The following is a 19,369-nucleotide window of genomic DNA, read 5'->3' on the forward strand; positions in this document are numbered from 1 at the left end:
CTGGTTCCTCGCTCCCGCAACGCGGGGGAGAGGTGGCTCGGGCGAAGCCCGAGACGGAGAGGGGGCAATCATAGAACGCCACCTCCAATCTTCTTGGCCGCAAAAACGAACCTCAGGTCCGAGGCGATCACGTCTTCGGCCAACCGCCGTTCCAGCGCCGCAAGAATGGTCTCGCAAACGCTTGTCCGGCTCTTGAGTACGTCGACGTTCCAGAACCGCACTGCCGAGAACCCTTCGCCACGCATGAATTCGTCGCGTCGTCTGTCATAGGAACTCTCGGCATGGTGACTTCCGTCCAGTTCAACGACCAGCTTTTCGCTTCGGCAGGCGAAGTCGGCGAAATACGGCCCGATCGGCATCTGTCGCACGAATTTATATCCGCCAAGCCTTTTGGCTTTCAGTTCCGTCCACAGGGTTGCTTCCATCGGATTGTCGCCATGCCGAAGCTCACGAGCACGCGCGATCCTTTCAGGCGAGCGGCGACTTGGCACGTCGGCCGCAGACCCCCTCTCCGTCTCGGGCTTTGCCCGAGCCACCTCTCCCCCGCTTCGCGGGGGCGAGGAACCCCCATTCTGAAATCCCATCATCAAAACCTCGGAATGTCCGGAAACGCTGTCTGCCCGCGATGCACGTGCATGCGTCCGAGCTCGGCGCAGCGGCGCAACTGGGGAAACACCTTGCCCGGGTTGAGCAGATGGTTGGGATCGAAAGCGCATTTGACCCGCATCTGCTGGTCGAGGTCGATCTGGTTGAACATTTCTGGCATCAGGTCGCGCTTCTCCACCCCCACCCCGTGCTCGCCGGTCAGCACGCCGCCGACTTTGACGCAGAGCCGCAGGATGTCGGCGCCGAAACTTTCCGCCTTGTCGAGCTCGCCCGGCACATTGGCGTCATAAAGGATCAGCGGATGCAGGTTGCCGTCGCCGGCATGGAAGACATTGGCGACCCCGAGGCCGTATTTCTCCGACAGTTCGCGCATCCCGTGCAGCACGCGCGGCAGTTCCTTGCGCGGGATGGTGCCGTCCATGCAGTAGTAGTCGGGCGAGATGCGGCCGACCGCCGGAAAGGCAGCTTTGCGGCCGGCCCAGAAGCTCAGCCTCTCTTGCTCCGACTGCGAGACGCGGCATGTGGTCGAGCCGTTCCTATAGGCGATGGCTTCGACAAGGCCGATCAGGTGATCGACCTCGACGCCCGGCCCGTCGAGCTCGACGATCAGCAGCGCCTCGACATCCAAGGGATAGCCGGCATGGACGAAATCCTCGGCCGCGTGGATCGCCGGGCGGTCCATCATCTCCATGCCGCCCGGGATGATGCCGGCGCCGATGATGTCGGCGACGCATTGGCCACCCTGCTCGCTGGTCGGGAAGCCGATCAGCAGCGCGCGCGCCGTCTCCGGCTTCTTCAGGATGCGCACAGTGACCTCGGTGACGACGCCGAGAAGCCCTTCGGAACCGGTCATGACCCCGAGCAGGTCGTAGCCTTCCGCGTCGAGATGCTTGCCGCCGAGCCGCACCACCTCGCCGTTCATCAGCACCATCTCGATACCGAGCACATTGTTGGCGGTAAGACCGTACTTCAGGCAATGCACGCCGCCGGAATTCTCCGCGACATTGCCGCCGATCGAGCAGGCGATCTGGGAGGATGGATCGGGGGCGTAGTAAAAGCCTTCCTGCTCGACGGCGGTGGTGATGCCGAGATTGGTGACGCCCGGCTGGGCGACGACGATGCGGTTGGGAAAATCGATCTCGAGAATGTGGTTGAACCTGCTCATCACCAGCAGCACGGCATCTTCGAGCGGCAGCGCGCCGCCGGACAGCGAGGTGCCGGAGCCGCGCGGCACGACGCGGATGTTGCGGTCGTTGCAATATTTCAGCACGCGCGAGACCTGCGCCACCGTTTCGGGCAGCACCACGACCAGCGGCAATTGCCGATAGGCGGTGAGGCCGTCGCTCTCGAACGCACGCATCGAATTGGCAGCGTCGACGACGCCTTCGCCCGGCACGATGATGCGCATATCGGCGACGATCTCGTCGCGCCGGCGCATCGTGGCGTCGTCTGGCTTCGGCATCAGCAGGCCGGACATCGACAGTCTCCTTCGATCGACTGGTAAAAATCTTTTACCAGCGGCAGGCGCCTGTTGCAAATCCTGCTTTGGCCGAAATCGAGCGCCGACACCGGGACGGCCTTCCGCAGCGGCAATCTGCCGCTGCGATTTCATCCTCCCCTTGTGGGTTGTTTGGACCGGGAGGGTGATCCGCTCCTACTCGCCCGCCTGCTTGGCGGGTTCGGAGTGCAAACGGCGCACACGGCGCACGCCCCACCAGACCAGCAGGATGGCGAGTGGCACCGAGGCGGCGGTGACGAGCTCGGGCGCGAAGGCATGGCCGTAGATCGAGGCGCCCTTGGCGACGTAGCCGATGAGGCCGACGACGTAGTAGGAGACGGCGGCCACCGAGAGCCCTTCTACCGTCTGCTGCAGCCGCAGTTGCAGGCGGGCGCGGTTGTTCATCGACGCCAGCAGATCGCGGTTCTGCTTCTCGACTTCGACGTCGACCCAGGTGCGCAGCAGCGTGGTGGCGCGGGTGAGCTTCGTCGACAGATTGGCCTGACGCTCCTCGACCGAACGGCAGGTGCGCATGGCGGGGGCGACGCGACGCTGCAGGAACCCGCCCCAGGTGTCGTAGCCGGGCACGGCCTCCTCCTCCAGCGCCTCCAGCCGTTCGCGGACGATGCCGTCATAGGCGCGGCTGGCGCCGAAGCGATAGAGGCTGGAGGCTGCATCGGCCTCCAGCTCGGCGGCAAGCTCGGTCAGGTCGGCAAGCAGCGTCTGGCTGTCGCGGGTTTCGGCGACTTTCATTTCTAGTGTGGTCTGCGCCAGCCTGTCTTCGATGCGGCGCGCGCGACCGGACTGCATCAGCGCCAGCGGCAGGCCAAGCATGGCCAGCGTGCGGTAGGTTTCGATATCGATCAGCCGCTGCGCCAGCGCGCCGGTGCGTGCCGGCGTCAGGCCGCGGTCGAGCACCAGCATGCGGGTCATGCCGTCACCGTCCTGGCGGAAATCGGTGACGATGGTGGCGTTGCCGCGCTCGACCAGCGAATAGCACAGGCTGGTCGGGTCGAAGCTGGCGATCAGCTTTTCGCTCGCCTGCGTCCATTTGCGGATTTCGAGCCTGATGCCGGAAATCACCGTTCCCGGTGGCGAAAACCCGTGGCCGAAAGGCGAAGCTTCCTGGCGCTGGCCGCTCTCGGAGAGCGGCCCTTCCCACAGATAGGTGGAGAATTCCGTGTGCCGTTCCCAGCGCAGCGAGCCCTTGCCCCACTTCATCGCGTGGTGGCGGGCATGAGGCTCAGGCGCGGCGATGCCGAGCCGCCGCGACAATTCGGAAAGCACGGCCTGGTCGACGCCGGACCCAGCTTCGGTCATGAAGGAAAGCTGCACCAGCACGCGCGGTGTCTCGACCAGCGGATGCGGACGGGCGTGAACCTCGCCGAGCGCGCCAGGCCGTCCCTGATGCGCGGGAAAGCCCATGACGCTGCCCTGGACGCGCGGCTGAAATTTGAGATTGGACGGGTCATCTGCCACGGCTGGTCCCCCCGGGCCTGGTGCAATCGCGTCCCTCTAGAGCCAATTGCCGGGGGACGCAAACGACAAGTTAGCCGAAATCGATATGCCGCGACGACGTAGGACCCGGGCAAACCGACGAATTGGATAAATAATTTGACCAGTTGGCGACACTGGCTTTATCCTGCTCGACACCGGTTCAATCCCAGGCCATCCCCGTTGAGCGATATTTTCTCCAGGATCGAGCATTCCCGCACCGCCGACGAGGTGGTGCAGCAGATCGAGAGCCTGATCCTCGAAGGCGTTCTGCGCACCGGCGACAGGCTGCCGGGCGAGCGCGAGTTGGCACGGCAGTTCGAGGTGTCGCGGCCGATCCTGCGCGATGCGCTGAAGGCGCTGGAGGGGCGCGGGCTTTTGACGACGCGGCCCGGCGGCGGCACCCATGTCGCGGACGTCATCGGCCAGCTGTTCACCAAGCCGGTGACGGACCTGATCTCCATGCACCGCAAGGCGGCGACCGACTATCTGGAATACCGCCGCGAGATCGAAGCGGTGGCGGCCGAGTACGCGGCGCGGCGTGCAACATCCGACGATCTGGCGTTGCTCGACCGCATCATGGCGCGCATGGACGAGGCCCACCGGACCGGCAATTTCGACGACGAGGCGGAAATCGACGTCGAGTTCCACCACGCGATCTGCGAATGCGCGCACAACATCATCCTCCTGCACACGCTGCGCTCGTGCTACCGGCTGCTGTCGGAGGGCGTCTTCCAGAACCGGCTCTTGGTGTTCAACGTGCCGGGCGCGCGCGAAGCGCTGCTTTCGCAGCACCGGGCGATCTACGCGGCGGTCAAGGCCGGCGATCCGGCGGCCGCACGGCAGGCGGCGATGGACCACATCACCCATGTCGAACGCACCATGGCCGAGGCCGAGCGTAGCGGCGACTGGCAGCGTGTGTCGCGGCTGAGGCTGATGCAGCGCTCAGAGGCCGGCGACAGCGAGCCGGCAAGAAAACGCTCGTGAGAGACTGTTTGGAAACTCTACTGCGGCGGCCATCTGATGGCGTTTTCTGCGCTTACCTACAGCGCCGCGCGTCCTTTGGACGCGCAAAGGACGCTGTAGCACTTTTGATTTTGCGCATGATCCTTTCCGAAAATCTTTCCAATTTTCGGGGTCATGCGCGGGCTCACGGACCCAAAATGTCCGCTCCGCTCCGGTTCTCGAAACCACCACCATATGACTCGCCGGAGCGACTTTCCAAACAGCCTCTGAGCGCCGGCCAAGAAAAATCAATGACGAATTAGCGAACAACCAGCGGAAAACCCATGAGCATGATCCTCACCATCGCCGATCTCAAGGACCTGGCGCGCCGCCGCGTGCCGAAGATGTTCTTCGACTATGCCGATTCAGGTGGATGGACCGAAAGCACCTACCGCGCCAACGAGGAGGATTTCCAAAAGATCAAGTTTCGCCAGCGCGTGCTGGTCGACATGAGCAACCGCTCGCTGGAATCGACCATGATCGGCGAGAAGGTGGCGATGCCGGTGGCGCTGGCGCCGACCGGTATGACCGGCATGCAGCACCCCGACGGCGAGATGCTGGCGGCGCAGGCGGCGGAGGAATTCGGCGTGCCGTTCACGCTTTCGACGATGAGCATCTGCTCGATCGAGGATGTCGCATCGGTGACCAAGAAGCCGTTCTGGTTCCAGCTCTATGTGCTGCGCGACAAGGATTTCGTCCTCAATCTCATCGACAGGGCGAAGGCGGCGAAATGCTCGGCGCTGGTGTTGACGCTCGATCTGCAGATCCTCGGCCAGCGCCATAAGGATATCCGCAACGGGCTGTCGGCGCCGCCGCGCTTCACGCCGAAACACATCTGGCAGATGGCGACCAGGCCGGGCTGGTGCATCGGCATGGCCGGTACCCAGCGCCGGACCTTCCGCAACATCGTCGGCCACGCCAAGGGCGTCGGCGACCTCACCTCGCTGTCCTCATGGACGACGGAGCAATTCGATCCGCATCTGTCGTGGAAGGACGTTGCCTGGATCAAGGAACGCTGGGGCGGCAAGCTGATCCTGAAAGGCATCCTCGACAAGGAAGACGCGCTGATGGCGGCCAAGACCGGCGCCGACGCGATCATCGTCTCCAATCATGGCGGGCGCCAGCTCGACGGTGCGCCGTCGTCGATCGAGGTGCTGGAAGAGATCGCCGACGCTGTCGGTGACACGGTCGAGGTGCATATGGATGGCGGCATCCGCTCGGGCCAGGACGTGCTAAAGGCGCTGTGTCTTGGCGCCAAGGGCACCTATATCGGCCGGCCTTTCCTTTACGGCCTTGGCGCGCTCGGCAAGGATGGCGTCACCAAAGCCTTGGAAATCATCCGCAAGGAGATGGACATAACGCTGGCACTGTGCGGAAAGCGTCTGGTAACCGACATGGGCAAGGATCAGCTTCGGCGTTAGACTCCCGTGACGGCATGATCACGGAGATGGACGCATTGATTGCCCCCGGCATCCACTTTCTCGACGCGCGCGGACCGGAAGGCATGCGCATCTATGCGGTCGGCGACGTGCATGGCCGGCTCGACCTGCTCGTCGCCATGTACCGCCGGATTGCGGCCGAGATCCGCCAGGCGCGGCCGGCTGACTGGCGTGTCATCCATCTCGGCGACTATGTGGACCGCGGCCCGGACTCCAAGGGCGTCATCGATTTCCTGATCGAAGTGCGAAAACGCGACCCGCGCCACCTGATGCTCGCCGGCAACCACGACATCGGCTTCCTCGACTTCCTCGATGCACCCGATGCGGACGGGCTTTTCATGCGCTATGGCGGCATCCAGACCGCGCAGTCCTATGGCGTGGTGCTCAATGAAGGCGGCGGTGCGTGGTTTGGCAGGTCCGAGGCGGCACTGCGGCAAGGCCATGCGGCGCTGGTCGAGGCCGTGCCGAAAAGCCATGTCGACTTCCTGCAGTCGCTAGCGTTTTCACTGACCTTTGGCGACTTCTTCTTTTGCCATGCCGGCATCCGGCCAGGCATTGCGCTGGAAAGTCAGAGCACGCAGGACCTGATCTGGATCCGCGATGTCTTCCACAATCATTCCGGCCTGCATCCGAAGATCGTGGTGCATGGCCACACGCCGGTTCCGGAGGCGGAGGTGATGGTCAACCGCGTCAATATCGACACGCTTGCCTACCAGACGGGAAACCTCAGCGCGCTCGTCGTCGACGGCGCGGACAAGCGTATCCTGGTGGTGTCAGGTGAGAGGGCCTAAAGCGCGTCGCGCTTCAAGTCTGTGTTTTAGCGAAGCGCGGCGGTGACGCCGTAGCCATCGACGGCGTTGTGGTTGTTGGCTGCGTCGCCGGCATAAGTGCCGAAGCCGCACAACACTATGGCCGACAACATGACAAAGGACAGAAGCGCTGCTTTCACGGACGTCATCTCTTGTTGAGCTCTCTTCATCTGTGCACGAGGCGGGTTACCAATGGGTTGAAACGGAAATACGTCTCAAAATTTCGACGATTTCGCGCTTCTAGGCAGTTTCTGTATCGGCGATGTGTCGCGCGAGTGAGACAAAGGGTTCATCGCGTTGCACGGAAGATGCAGAGCGCGTGCCTTCTAGGGTGGCGGGCGGCCACAAGCCAAGGACGAAACAAGCTGTCCACAGCGGATTTTTGCCAACGTGCCAAATATGCAACGTCGGGACCGACAGCCGTCAGATCGTCGCCACCCAGGCGCGGGCAATGGCCAGCCCGGCGGCATCGGCATCCGGTCCGTGATGGGCCATTTCGTCGTCGAGCCGAGTGCTCCAGTCCGGGTGCCGTTCGGCAATGAGCGATGCGAAGGATGAGCTCCAGTCGCGGACCATCGGCCGGTCCGCCTCGAAATGGAACTGAAAGCCATAGACGGCGCGGCCCATGCGAAACGCCTGGTTCTCGGCGACTTCGTTGCCGGCGAGCCGCACGGCACCTTCAGGCAAGGCAAAAGTGTCGTCGTGCCATTCGAAGATGGGGAAATTTTCAGGCAGCGCGGCGAGCACCGGATCGGCCTTCGCCGCCGGAGTGAGAGAGACCTTGTGCCAGCCGAATTCCGAGGCGCCGCCGATCCGGTTCTCGCCGCCGAAGGCGCGCGCGACCAGCTGGCTGCCAAGGCAGATACCGAGCACGGCGCGATCCTTGTTCGCAAAATCGCGCGTCAGGTCGAGCAGTTCAGGGAAATACGGGCAAATCTCGTCGTCCAGCGCATTCTGGGCGCCGCCGAGCACGACCATGGCGTCGTGCGCATCGCTGTCCTGCGGCAGCATCTCGCCACAATAGGGCCGGCGCAGGTCGATATCGGCGCCCGCCTCGACTAGCGCTGCGCCGATCTGGCCAAGGCCCTCACTGTCGAAATTCTGGACCACCAGCACCCGCATTGAAAAACCTGCTGACATGAAAATGATGCGTCGAGCGATATCATGCCGCCGTCATTTCGGCCAAGATGCGTATTCGGGGAGAAAGCTATGCCACTGCAGAACCGCGTAGACCCGTTCGGCGTTCTCTGTGCCGTGCCGGAGCGTGGCCTGTTGATGGGCAATCGCGGTATCATCCATGACCCCGAAACCAAGACGCTGCTGAAAAAGCGCTGGGCACTGCAGGCCTGGATCGTCTGCATCTGTGAATTCCGCGATGTACGGCGCGAGCCGATGGGCCGAAACAGGAACGGTGGCAAGACCGGCTGGACCGAGCTGTTTTTCCTGGACGAGGTCACCGCGCTCTCGGCCGGGCATCGGCCTTGCTTCTTCTGCCGGCGCGAGCGGGCGAGCGACTTCGTCCAGCGCTTCGGCGTGGCCTACGGCATTGCCGAGCCGCGCGCACCGCAGGTCGACAAGCGGCTGCATAAGGAGCGGCTGGCGGCAGGTGGGCGGGCACCGGTCGTATCCGCGGAAGAGATTGCCGGGTTGCCGGACGGCGCCATGGTTGCGGAAGGGGGCAACGCCTATGCGATGCGCGGCGGCAAGGCGCTACGCTGGTCGTTCGCAGGCTATGGCGATCCGGTGGGGTTCGGCGGTTTTGCCGACCGTCCAATCCGCCTGCTCACGCCGGCAACCACCGTTTCCGTGCTGCGGCAAGGCTACGAACCGGTCTGGCATCTCTCGGCTGAGACTTGACGCCAAGGTTTGGCTCGCCCATTCCTCGGCGATGCGCGCCAATTACAAGATGCAGCGGCTGTTCGTGCCGAACGACCTCGGACCGGAAGCCGAGTTCGAGGCGAGCCCGCAGCAGGGTCATTACCTGATGCATGTGCTGCGGCTCGGCGAAGGCGCCGAAATCCTGTTGTTCAACGGCCGAGACGGCGAATGGTCGGCGGCAATCGCCGCGAAATCCAAAAAAGCGGTGCGGCTGAAGGTGCTGGCCTTGCAGCGGCCGCAGCCGCCGCTGCCCAATCTCATCTACTGCTTTGCGCCATTGAAGCAGGGTCGGCTCGATTATCTGGTGCAGAAGGCGGTCGAGATGGGCGCCGGCGTCCTGCAGCCGGTCATCACCCAGCACACGCAAGTGGCGAAGCCCGGCATCGAACGCCTGCGCGCCAATGTCGTCGAGGCCGCCGAACAATGCGGCATCCTGGCGGTTCCGGAGGTGCGCGAAGCGGAAAAGTTCGAGCGCCTGCTCGCCGGCTGGGACAAGGAGCGGCGGTTGATCTTCTGCGACGAGGATGCCTCGACCAACAATCCCCTGCCCGCGCTGCAAGCGGTGCGGGAGAAGAAGTTCGGGCTGCTGGTCGGGCCCGAGGGCGGGTTTTCCGACGAGGAACGAAGGATGCTGAGGGTGCTGCCTTTCGTAACCGCCATCCCGCTCGGTCCGCGCATCCTGCGCGCCGACACGGCTGCGGTGGCGGCACTGGCGGTGATGCAGTCGACGGTCGGGGACTGGTGAAGATTCTCCCCTTCTCCCCCAACGGGAGAAGGAAGAAGCAGCGTCAATCAATTCCAGTTACCCTGTGGCTCAGGATTTTTCGCTTGATCGCCTACTGACATTTCGTCCATCTAGCGCCGGCGGTCGTCCGACCGCCTGCAGAGGACTTGTAATGGCGCGCGACACAACCGATTTCCGGCCGATCGAAGGCGTCGACGAGCTTGTCGAGCATCTGGCTGAAGGCAACAAGCCGCGCGACAAATGGCGCATCGGCACCGAACACGAGAAATTCCCGTTCTATGTCGACGGCAATGCGCCGGTGCCCTATGGCGGCGAGCACGGCATCCGCGCCATTCTCGAGGGCATGCAGGAAAAACTCGGCTGGGATCCGATCATGGATGCCGGCCGCATCATCGGGCTGGTCGAGCCGACCGGCCAGGGCGCGATCTCGCTGGAGCCCGGCGGCCAGTTCGAACTGTCCGGCGCGCCGCTGGAGACGATCCATCAGACCTGCCGCGAAGGCAATGCGCATCTGGCGCAGGTGCGCGAGATCGCCGAGCCGATGGGCATACGCTTCCTCGGCCTCGGCGGCAGCCCGAAATGGTCACTGGCCGAGACACCGAAAATGCCGAAATCGCGTTACGAGATCATGACGCGCTACATGCCCAAGGTCGGCACCAAAGGACTCGACATGATGTACCGCACCTGCACCATCCAGGTGAATCTCGACTTCGAGAGCGAGGCCGACATGCGCCGCAAGATGCAGGTGTCGCTGAAGCTGCAGCCACTGTCGACGGCGCTGTTCGCCAACTCGCCCTTCACCGAAGGCCGGCCCAACGGATTTCAGAGCTGGCGCGGCGACATCTGGCGCGACACCGACAACCAGCGCTCGGGCCTGCTCGAATTCTGCTTCTCGCCCGACTTCGGCTTCGCCGACTATGTCGAATGGGCGCTCGACGTGCCGATGTACTTCGTCATCCGCGACGGCCAGTACCACGACATGACACACGTCACCTTCCGCCAGTTCATGGCAGGTGCGGCCCGCAACGAGATACCCGACGGGCTGCCGACGATGGGCGATTGGGCGAACCATCTGTCGACGCTGTTCCCCGACGTGCGACTGAAGCGTTTCCTTGAAATGCGCGGCGCCGATGGCGGACCTTGGCGGCGCATCTGCGCGCTGCCGGCCTTCTGGGTCGGGCTGCTCTATGACGCGACGGCGCTCGACGCGGCCGAGGCGCTGACCTCGAGCTGGAGCTATGAAGAGGTGCTGGCGATGCGCAACGCCGTGCCGGAACAGGGCATTTCGGCACCGTTCCGCAACACGACACTGCGCGAGATCGCCCGCGACGTTCTGGTCATCTCGCGCATGGGGCTGAAGAACCGCGGCCGCAAGAACCGCGACGGCTACGATGAAACGTCGTTCCTCAGCACGCTGGACGAAGTGGTCGCGCGTGGCACGACAAGCGCCGAAGAGCTGCTCTCCGCCTATCATACGCGCTGGGGCGGCTCGATCGAGCCGGTGTTCATGGAATATGCGTACTAGCCGTTTGCTGTCCGGTTGGCCGACAGCTCAACGAATTAGAGCGCCGCGCGCCCTGGTGGACGCGCAAAGGACGCTCTGACTCTCATTAAGCTAACGCATCGTGCTTTCCGAAAATCGATTCCGATTTTCGGGCCGGTGCGGTAGGCTCTCCTACGAGGATCTTCCCGGAGGAGAAAAACAATGCCTTCCTTGTTCGACATTCTGGCGCAGGCTCAGAACGGCAACGGCATGCAGGTCCTGGCCCAACAGTTCGGGCTGTCGCAGCAGCAGACGCAATCGGCGATCGAGGCGCTGCTGCCGGCTTTTTCACAGGGGCTGAAGCGCAACACATCCGATCCTTACGGGCTCGGCGCGTTCATGACGGCAATGGCCAGCGGCCAGCACGCCAAATATTTCGAGGACGCAAGCCGGGCTTTCTCGCCGCAGGGCGTCGATGAAGGCAACGGCATTCTTGGCCATCTGTTCGGCTCGAAAGAGCTGTCCCGCGCCGTTGCCAGCCAGGCTGCGCAGGCGAGCGGTGTCAGCCAGCAGGTTTTGCAGCAGATGCTGCCGGCCGTGGCTTCAATGGTGATGGGCGGACTGTTCAAGCAGACTACAAATCAAATGCAGGCAGCAGGCGGATTCGGCGGCGGCAGCAATCCGCTCGGCGAGATTATCGAGCAGATGATGCGGCAGGCCGGTGGCGGCGCGCAAGCGCCGGCACCACAGCAGCGCCAGGCGCCCGGCCCGATGGACAATCCACTCGGCAGGGTGCTGCAGGACATGTTCGGTGGCGGCGCGCAGCAGCAGCCGCAAACCCAGCCGCAGCAGGCGCCCAGTTCCTACGGCGACAATCCGCTCGGCAAGTTGCTGCAGGATATGTTCGGCGGCGGTTTGCAACAGCCGCAAAGCCAGCCGCAGCCCCAACAAACGCAGAACCCGTATGGTGACAATCCGCTCGGCAAGGTGCTGCAGGATATGTTCGGCGGTGGTGCGCAACAGCCGCAGCAGCCTCAGCCGCAGCCGCGTCAGGCGCCCCAGCAGCGCCCGGCGCCACAGCCACCGGCCAATCCGAGCGGCAGGCCAAGGAATCCGTTCGACGATTTGTTCGGCAAGATGTTCGAGACGGGCGCGCAGCAACGCGACGATTACCTGAAGGGCGTCGAATCGATCTTCGACCAGTTCAAGCGAGGAATGGATCGCCGGTAACCCGACGAGTCTGCCGGCATCTGATCTTCAGCGTTGATCAAAGAAAATGCCCGGTCCTTGTGAGAACCGGGCAGTGTGCAGGCGGGCCGGCGGGGGGACCGGCAGGGAGTGGGAGCCTGCGAAATCGAAGCGCCGTGCGCCCTTTAGACGCGCAAAGCACGCGAAAGGGCACGCAACAACGCGATCATGCCACCTTGCGGGCAATACCCTCTATCGTGTCTGTGCGATCGGCCGCGATGATGCGAAGCCTCTCGGTTGGATCGCGGCCGAACGGCACCTCGATGGCGACGTGGAGATCGGCGCGCGTCAAGCCGATGTCGGCGAGTTCGGAGTCCGACATCTCGCCAAGGCGATAGAAGGCGCGGCGGTTTTTCCAGGCGCGATAGACGTTGGAGATGGTGTTTACTACGCGCGTCGCAATAGCCGGACGCGACGTGATGCGCGAAGTCTCGGTGGCGAAATCAAACGTAGCCATGTCAGTCTCCTTAATTCGGACGGACGAAGACAGGTGATCGGCGCTGGCAACAGCGGCCGTTCCGGTCCCGATTCACTTACAAGATGCATCTCGTCGTCCTAAAACCGGTGACCACTTTTAGGTGACATGCATTGCCTTGATGTGGACAATCGTAAATTTGCCATCGTTCGATTGATTAATCCAACGAATGTTTCTAATCTTTAGCATCAACAGCAGTGATGGATTGGACCGATGAAAGCGCCACTCGATCTCGATCAGTTGCAGACCTTCGTCACGATTGTCGACACCGGCAGCTTTACCCGCGCGGCAGAAGAGGTGCATCGGACTCAGTCGGCGGTGTCCATGCAGATGCGCCGGCTGGAGGAGCGGATCGGCAAGCCGCTGTTCGAAAAGGACGGGCGTACCAACAGGCTGACCGAGGACGGCGACAGGCTGCTCTCCTACGCAAGACGGCTGCTGTTCCTCAATCGCGAAACGCTGGCCGCCTTCGATGACCGGCGGCTCGAAGGCACGATCCGCATCGGCACGCCGGACGACTATGCCGATCGCTTCCTGCCCGAGATCATGGCCCGCTTCGCCCGTTCCAATCCACGTGTCGAGTTGACCGTCATCTGCGAGCCGACGCCGGGGCTGGTCGAGCATATCAAGCGCGGCAATCTCGATCTGGCGCTGGTGACGCATAATGACGCGCACGGTCAGTCGGAAGTGGTGCGGCGCGAACCGCTGCTGTGGGTCACTTCGGCCAACCACGCGACACATGAGCAGGACACATTGCCGATGGCTTTCGGCCGCCCGAACTGCATCTGGCGGCGGGCTGCCGTCGACGTGCTCGACCGGCAGAACCGCGACTACCGCATCCTGTTCACCAGCTTCTCGGCAACCGTCATCACCGCCGCGGTGCTTTCCGGCCTGGCCATCTCGGTGCTGCCGGAATGTGCGCTGCGGCCCGGCATGCGGGTTCTGGGCGACGCCGACGGGTTCGACGCCCTGCCCGATTGCCGCATCGGCATCATGCGCGGCCAGACGTCGCGGCCGGAGATCGTCGACGCGCTGGCCCGCCACATTTCGGAAAGCCTCGATAATATTTCCGTGCCGCTCGGCGAAGAGACGGGGAGCTTCGACTTCGCAGCACTCGCCTTTTCGAAGCTGAAGCGAACCAAGCCGAACCAGATCTTGCCGGGCTGGTAAGGATCAGGCGGAAACCGCTTCCTGCGTGCTGTCGTTGCCGGGCAAAAAGCCGGGCAGGCGCAGCAATTGGTCCGGCTCCAGTGGCAACGACAGCAGGTAGCCTTGAAACTCTCGGCAGCCCATGGCGACGAGCAGCGCCTTTTGCTCCTCGGTCTCGACGCCTTCCGCAGTGACGCCGACGTGGAGAGCGTCGGCAAGATCGACCAGCGCCCTGACGATCGCCACCGAACTCTCGTCGCGGCCAAGAAGGTTCACGAAAGACCGGTCAATCTTGAGCTTGTCGATGGCGTGGCGGCGCAGATAGTTCAGCGACGAATAGCCGGTGCCGAAGTCGTCGAGTACTATGGCGATCCCCGACTGGCGCAAGGCAGCCAGAGCCGCCCTGGTCGTATCGTTGTTGTCCAACAGCACGCTCTCGGTGATCTCGAGCTGCAGGCGCCCTGGCGCCAATCCGGTCGCGGCGAGGATCGCCACAACCTGCTCGACAAAATCGGAGTCGCGCAGTTGCAGCGGCGACACGTTGACGGCCATCCAAGGTAAATCGGTGCCGACAGCGAAGCGGCAGGCTTCGTGCAGCACCCATTTGCCAAGCTGACCGATCATGCCACGTTCTTCGGCGATGGCGATGAACTGTGCCGGCGGCAGTGCACAGTGGACCTCATGTCCCCAGCGGATCAGCGCCTCGGCACCGAGGATCGTGCTGCCGTCTGCCGCAAAGACCGGCTGATACGCCAGCTTGATCCCGGTTCCGCCATTCAGGGCATGGCGAAGCTCGCTCTCGACCTTGCGCTTGCGCAGCAGGAGGTCGTCCATGTCGCCGGCGAAGACCTCGTAACGGCCGCGACCATTCTTCTTGGCTTCGTAAAGCGCGATGTCGGCCTTGCGCAGCAAGTCGTCCGCATCGGCATCTGGACCGGTCGACAATGCGATGCCGATGCTGGCGCTGACAAAAACCTGGTCGTCGGCCAGCTTGAACGGCTCCTGCAGCTTTTGAAGCAGGCCCTCCGAAACATCTTCGGCGCCTCGGATGTCGTGTACATCGATCAGGATCATAGCGAACTCATCGCCGCCGAGCCGTGCCACGGTGTCGACTTCGCGGATTGCCTGCTGGAGCCTCGCGGCGGTCTGGCGAACGAGCTCGTCGCCGGCAGGGTGGCCAAGCGTGTCGTTGACGTGCTTGAAACGGTCTAGGTCGAGGTAAAGCAGTGCCACTTTGGCAGTTTCGTGACTGGCCGTGAGCAAAGCGCGCCGGAGCCGGTCCTCGAACAGGGCTCGGTTGGGGAGGCCGGTGAGCGTGTCGTGGAAGGCGAGATACTGCGCCTCGTCCTGACTCGTCTGCAGCGCCAACGATGTACGGCGGAGGCGGCGCAGCAGGAATGCCAGAACACCGGCCGCAAGCAGCGCGCCGCCGATCAGGGCCGGGCCTGCCTCGCGCACCAGTGCTCTTCCTGGCCGCTCCTGATCCCAGCCGACAAAAGCCAGGATGACGCCACGCGAATCGACCAGCGGAATGGCGGCCTCGCCGACCGGCTGCGATAACGGCAGCAGGCGGGCGCCCGTCAGCAGATATTGCCCGGCGATCTTGGCCAGGACCGCATCGGTGATGAACTGCACCGAGATATGAAGGTATTCGCTGCCAGGTGCCTGGACGACGCGGTCGGTACCCGGTATCAGCGGCATGATGCTGAGGATGGCAGGCCTTCCGTCAAGCTCCACCAGATCCCCGGCGACCAATTTGACCGGACCGCCGGCCTGATTTTCTTTCGCCGGCTCACGGATCAGCCGGCGTACCCTCTCCACGGTGGGCAACAGAACCGGCTCGTCCTCGCTGTAACTGGCCGGCGCCATCACCTTTCCTTCACGCATCGCATGGATCGGGCGGTCGCCGGCATCCAGTATATAGACCCGATCATGCCCGTAGTAGGAATACATCCAGACGCTGATGTTATCGACGATCCAGACCTCGTTACCCGCTTTGGTATTGATGACGGCATCGTCCCAGACGGCGATGCTTTCCTGCTCGCGCTCCACCGCCGCGATCCGGTCCCGCATGCCGTTGGTGAAAAAAATTTTCTGCCGCTCGAGCGAGGTGCTATCCGCCTGGATGGTGGCGTAAAAGCCAAAGCCGACGACCATAGCAAGCGCGAAAATGGCGAGCGCCATCATCGTTAGCGTGACCTGGAACGTCAATGGGCTGCGTCGAAGGCGTCGGCTCATGCGTCCTGGCCACTCTCTTTTCCGTGACAGTCATCAAATCGGGTTAAGATCAGGTTATGCTATGGGCGACAGCCTTGACGCCGGCCAACAACCGCCCCCCAATCGGCCAATGAGCGACGCAGCATCCGAATCACGCACCAATGCCACCGAATACACGGTGAGCGAGATTTCCGGCGCGCTGAAGCGCACGGTCGAGGACGTCTTCGGCAATGTGCGGGTGCGTGGCGAAATATCAGGCTATCGCGGGCCGCACTCCTCCGGCCATGCCTATTTCTGCCTGAAGGACGACCGCGCACGGCTCGACGCCGTGGTCTGGAAGACCACAATGAGCCGGCTGAAGTTCCGCCCCGAAGAGGGCATGGAGGTGATCGCCACCGGCCGGCTGACCACCTATCCTGGAAAGTCCAACTACCAGATCGTCATCGACAATCTGGAGCCGGCCGGCGCCGGAGCGCTGATGGCGCTGCTGGACGAGCGCAAGCGCCGGCTGCAGGCCGAAGGCCTGTTCGATGCCAGCCGCAAGCGCTTGCTGCCATTCATGCCGCGCGTCATCGGCGTCGTCACCTCGCCGACAGGCTCCGTCATTCGCGACATCATCCACCGGATCAAGGACCGGTTTCCGCTGCACGTGCTTGTCTGGCCGGTGCGGGTGCAGGGCGAGACGGCAGGCGCCGAAGTGACAGCCGCCGTCAACGGCTTCAACGCACTGGCGCAGGATGGCATTATTCCGCACCCCGACGTGTTGATCGTGGCGCGCGGCGGCGGCAGCCTGGAGGACCTTTGGGGGTTCAATGAGGAGGGGCTGGCCCGCGCCGTCGCCGCCTCGCGCATTCCGGTGATCTCCGCTGTCGGCCATGAAACGGACTGGACGCTGATCGACCTGGCAGCGGATGTGCGGGCGCCGACACCGACGGGTGCTGCTGAGATTGCCGTGCCGGTCAAAGTCGACCTCGAAGCGACGCTTGCCGGTCTTGGCGCGCGGCTGAAGACCGCGGCATCGCGCAATTTCGAGCGCAAGCGCCAGGCGGTGCGTGCCGCTGCCCGGGCGCTGCCCTCGCCCGACCAGTTGCTGGCGCTGCCGCGCCGGCGTTTCGACGAGGCGACCAGCCGGCTGGGCCGGGCGCTGTCCGTCAGCGTCCAGCGCAAACGAGCCAGGCTTCAGGCGCAGCGGCTGACGCCGGCCACCCTGTCGCGGCGCATGAACGAGGCCCGCACGCTGGCCGGCCGCGACCTCGCCCGCGCGCAAGCGGCGTTCTTCGCCATCGTGCGCGAGCGGCGAACGCGGTTTTCGCGCACCGCGGTGCGGCTTTCGCCGGCGCCGATCGCAAGGCGGCAGAAGTTGCAGGCAGATGCCCTGGCGGCGCTGTCGCGGCGACAGGACCGGGTGATTTCCGTACGGCTCGAGCGCTTGCGCGGGAAATTGACCCAGGCCGACCGGCTGCTGGCGACGCTGTCGCACAAGGCGGTGTTGGCGCGTGGCTTCGCCTTGGTGAAAGACGCCGACGGCGCGGTGATCAAGCAAGCTGCGGAAGTGGTGCCGGGTATGGCACTTTCGCTGGAGTTTGCCGACGGGACCGCCGATGCGGTTGCGACCAGCGCTGCCGCACGGTCGAAAACAACTGCGAAGCCGGCCGCCAAAACCAAGGAGCCTGGCAATCAAGGCTCTCTGTTCTGAGTGGCAATGATTTCTGAGTCCCTATGATTGCTGAGCCCGTATGACCGACAATCATCACCAGACGACGCCTTCCGGCAGGCCGCGCGCGCGAGCCTTCGGCATAAGTTTTGACGGCACGCCTGGGCCGTTCAATGCCATCACCGATGTGGCTGGCGTTGCTCTCGGTTATTCGACGCTGATTTCGGGCGATGGTGCGCTGGTGGTCGGCAAGGGACCGGTGCGCACCGGCGTGACCGCTATCCTGCCGAGACCGCGCACCGATCTCGCCACGCCGGTTTTTGCCGGCATCTTCAGCCAGAACGGCAATGGCGAATTGACCGGCTCGCACATCATCGAGGAAACCGGTGCCTTCAATTTCCCGATCACCATCACCAACACGCATTCCTGCGGCGTTTCACGCGATGCAACGCTGCGCTGGATGCAGCGCGTGCTGCCGGCCGTGCTCGACAGCGGCTGGGGCCTGCCGGTGGCGGCGGAAACCTATGACGGTTTCCTGAACGACATCAACGGCCACCATCTCAGGTTCAAGCATGTCGCCGCGGCACTCGATGGCGCGACCAGAGCATCGATCGAGGAAGGCAGCGTCGGCGGCGGCACCGGCATGATCGCCTTCGGTTTCAAGGCAGGCTCCGGCACGGCATCGCGCATCGTCGAATGGCACGGCCGGCGCTACACGGTCGGCGCGTTCGTGCAGGCGAATTTCGGCAAGCGGAGCAATTTTGTCATTCGCGGCTTGCGTGCCGGGCCCGATCTCGTGGAACCGGCTATCGGCGAAAGCACGCCGCGCGCCGAAAAGGGCTCAATCATCGGGATCGTCGCTACCGATGCGCCGTTCATGCCGCATCAGATGAAGCGGCTGGCCCGCCGGGCGCCGCTCGGCGTCGCCATGACCGGCGGGTTCGGCTATCATAGCTCGGGCGATATTTTCCTCGCCTTTTCGACCGCCAACCGCGAGGCGGCACTGGCGCCGTCAGGCCGCACCGGCAGCGCCGATTTTATCCCGGATACCGACATCGATCCGTTCTTCGACGCCGTGATCGAAAGTGTGGAGGAAGCGATCCTCAATGCGCTGGTCGCCAATGACGACATGACCGGGCGCGACGGCAATTTCGTGCCGGCGCTGCCGAAGGCATGGCTCAAGGGCAAATTCGGTGCAAGTCAGGGAAAGTAGGACTGTGTGGCGTGTCACGCGTCGCACAGGTCTTGGAAATGGTTGAGCCTGGTAATAGATGCCTTTCGCCGGGTCGGCATGTCACTCGGCAGGCTTGTCCGAGTTCTTTTCGTCCTGGTCGGCCTCAGCCGCCTCTTCCAGCTTCGACGCTATAAGCTCCTGAATGTCGCCGACCTCTTCCTGGATATCCTCCAGCGGTATGCCAGCTTCAGCCGCCTTGGCGGCGCATTCCCTGGCGAGGGTCTCGGCCTGCTCCTCGATCCTGTCTAGCGAGGGCTGGCAGTGGACCTTTTCGCCGATCCACCCTTGCAAGAACTCGATCGCGTGTTCGCTCATGCTGCTGTTCCCTGGCGGCTGCGCCGGTTGGTAATCATAAACGCCGGTATCCCCGAAAAGATGCACGATTCCATTCCAACCGAGTCGTCGTCGTCCGGCAAGCCGATCTTGCCCAAGCTC

General features: G+C 63.6%; 18 protein-coding genes. 10 read left to right on the forward strand and 8 right to left on the reverse strand.

What is annotated here, in order from left to right:
- Window positions 1-68: 68 nt before the first annotated feature.
- The 3 genes from ACWTU7_RS07560 to ACWTU7_RS07570 all read right to left on the reverse strand — a co-directional run bounded on the left by ACWTU7_RS07560 (window position 69) and on the right by ACWTU7_RS07570 (window position 3,583).
- Window positions 69-584: an endonuclease domain-containing protein gene (locus ACWTU7_RS07560; protein ID WP_455838550.1), complete on the reverse strand. Its 516-nt coding sequence runs from the start codon at window positions 582-584 to the stop codon at window positions 69-71.
- Between the two features lie 2 nt (window positions 585-586).
- Complete coding sequence (locus tag ACWTU7_RS07565) at window positions 587-2,083, reverse strand: FAD-linked oxidase C-terminal domain-containing protein (RefSeq protein WP_455838495.1); 1,497 nt, start codon at window positions 2,081-2,083, stop codon at window positions 587-589.
- A gap of 177 nt (window positions 2,084-2,260) precedes the next feature.
- Window positions 2,261-3,583, reverse strand: coding sequence for a DUF3422 family protein (locus tag ACWTU7_RS07570; RefSeq protein WP_455838494.1), 1,323 nt, complete (start codon window positions 3,581-3,583; stop codon window positions 2,261-2,263).
- A 198-nt stretch (window positions 3,584-3,781) separates the two neighbouring features.
- Between ACWTU7_RS07570 and ACWTU7_RS07575 the strand changes: the two genes are divergently transcribed.
- The 3 genes from ACWTU7_RS07575 (at window position 3,782) to ACWTU7_RS07585 (ending at window position 6,833) form a co-directional block, all read left to right on the forward strand.
- Window positions 3,782-4,585, forward strand: coding sequence for a FadR/GntR family transcriptional regulator (locus tag ACWTU7_RS07575; protein ID WP_455838493.1), 804 nt, complete (start codon window positions 3,782-3,784; stop codon window positions 4,583-4,585).
- Between the two features lie 302 nt (window positions 4,586-4,887).
- The gene (locus ACWTU7_RS07580; protein WP_455838492.1) at window positions 4,888-6,024 is read left to right on the forward strand and encodes an alpha-hydroxy acid oxidase; all 1,137 of its coding nucleotides are present in this window, start codon (window positions 4,888-4,890) and stop codon (window positions 6,022-6,024) included.
- 35 nt (window positions 6,025-6,059) lie between these two features.
- On the forward strand, window positions 6,060-6,833 hold the full coding sequence (locus ACWTU7_RS07585) for a metallophosphoesterase (RefSeq protein ID WP_095519373.1): 774 nt from the start codon (window positions 6,060-6,062) through the stop codon (window positions 6,831-6,833).
- A 26-nt stretch (window positions 6,834-6,859) separates the two neighbouring features.
- Here the strand turns inward: ACWTU7_RS07585 and ACWTU7_RS07590 are convergent, their stop codons facing one another.
- Together ACWTU7_RS07590 and ACWTU7_RS07595 are read right to left on the reverse strand one after the other, a co-directional pair.
- Window positions 6,860-7,000: a hypothetical protein gene (locus ACWTU7_RS07590; RefSeq protein WP_091595274.1), complete on the reverse strand. Its 141-nt coding sequence runs from the start codon at window positions 6,998-7,000 to the stop codon at window positions 6,860-6,862.
- A gap of 274 nt (window positions 7,001-7,274) precedes the next feature.
- Window positions 7,275-7,973, reverse strand: a complete 699-nt coding sequence (locus tag ACWTU7_RS07595) for a type 1 glutamine amidotransferase (RefSeq protein WP_029348387.1) — start codon at window positions 7,971-7,973, stop codon at window positions 7,275-7,277.
- A gap of 87 nt (window positions 7,974-8,060) precedes the next feature.
- Here ACWTU7_RS07595 and ACWTU7_RS07600 point away from each other — a divergent pair, with 87 nt between their 5' ends.
- The 4 genes from ACWTU7_RS07600 to ACWTU7_RS07615 all read left to right on the forward strand — a co-directional run bounded on the left by ACWTU7_RS07600 (window position 8,061) and on the right by ACWTU7_RS07615 (window position 12,187).
- Window positions 8,061-8,708 (forward strand): hypothetical protein, encoded by a 648-nt coding sequence (locus ACWTU7_RS07600; RefSeq protein WP_455838491.1) that lies wholly within the window; start codon window positions 8,061-8,063, stop codon window positions 8,706-8,708.
- Between the two features lie 31 nt (window positions 8,709-8,739).
- On the forward strand, window positions 8,740-9,474 hold the full coding sequence (locus ACWTU7_RS07605; protein WP_455838490.1) for a 16S rRNA (uracil(1498)-N(3))-methyltransferase: 735 nt from the start codon (window positions 8,740-8,742) through the stop codon (window positions 9,472-9,474).
- A gap of 151 nt (window positions 9,475-9,625) precedes the next feature.
- Window positions 9,626-10,999: a glutamate--cysteine ligase gene (locus ACWTU7_RS07610; protein WP_455838489.1), complete on the forward strand. Its 1,374-nt coding sequence runs from the start codon at window positions 9,626-9,628 to the stop codon at window positions 10,997-10,999.
- A 180-nt stretch (window positions 11,000-11,179) separates the two neighbouring features.
- Window positions 11,180-12,187: a DUF937 domain-containing protein gene (locus tag ACWTU7_RS07615; RefSeq protein ID WP_455838488.1), complete on the forward strand. Its 1,008-nt coding sequence runs from the start codon at window positions 11,180-11,182 to the stop codon at window positions 12,185-12,187.
- A 184-nt stretch (window positions 12,188-12,371) separates the two neighbouring features.
- Here ACWTU7_RS07615 and ACWTU7_RS07620 read toward each other — a convergent pair whose 3' ends face one another.
- Complete coding sequence (locus ACWTU7_RS07620; protein ID WP_029348395.1) at window positions 12,372-12,662, reverse strand: DUF1127 domain-containing protein; 291 nt, start codon at window positions 12,660-12,662, stop codon at window positions 12,372-12,374.
- 231 nt (window positions 12,663-12,893) lie between these two features.
- Here ACWTU7_RS07620 and ACWTU7_RS07625 point away from each other — a divergent pair, with 231 nt between their 5' ends.
- Window positions 12,894-13,850 (forward strand): LysR substrate-binding domain-containing protein, encoded by a 957-nt coding sequence (locus tag ACWTU7_RS07625; RefSeq protein WP_455838487.1) that lies wholly within the window; start codon window positions 12,894-12,896, stop codon window positions 13,848-13,850.
- A 3-nt stretch (window positions 13,851-13,853) separates the two neighbouring features.
- Here ACWTU7_RS07625 and ACWTU7_RS07630 read toward each other — a convergent pair whose 3' ends face one another.
- Window positions 13,854-16,067 (reverse strand): putative bifunctional diguanylate cyclase/phosphodiesterase, encoded by a 2,214-nt coding sequence (locus ACWTU7_RS07630; RefSeq protein WP_455838486.1) that lies wholly within the window; start codon window positions 16,065-16,067, stop codon window positions 13,854-13,856.
- Between the two features lie 109 nt (window positions 16,068-16,176).
- Here ACWTU7_RS07630 and xseA point away from each other — a divergent pair, with 109 nt between their 5' ends.
- Window positions 16,177-17,742 (forward strand): exodeoxyribonuclease VII large subunit, encoded by a 1,566-nt coding sequence (xseA, locus tag ACWTU7_RS07635; RefSeq protein WP_455838485.1) that lies wholly within the window; start codon window positions 16,177-16,179, stop codon window positions 17,740-17,742.
- A 40-nt stretch (window positions 17,743-17,782) separates the two neighbouring features.
- The gene (locus ACWTU7_RS07640; protein ID WP_455838484.1) at window positions 17,783-18,913 is read left to right on the forward strand and encodes a DmpA family aminopeptidase; all 1,131 of its coding nucleotides are present in this window, start codon (window positions 17,783-17,785) and stop codon (window positions 18,911-18,913) included.
- Window positions 18,914-18,994: 81 nt separating this feature from the next.
- Here the strand turns inward: ACWTU7_RS07640 and ACWTU7_RS07645 are convergent, their stop codons facing one another.
- Window positions 18,995-19,249, reverse strand: coding sequence for a DUF768 domain-containing protein (locus ACWTU7_RS07645; RefSeq protein ID WP_095519374.1), 255 nt, complete (start codon window positions 19,247-19,249; stop codon window positions 18,995-18,997).
- Window positions 19,250-19,369 lie beyond the last annotated feature (120 nt).

The organism is Mesorhizobium sp. BHscii, from assembly GCF_053848065.1.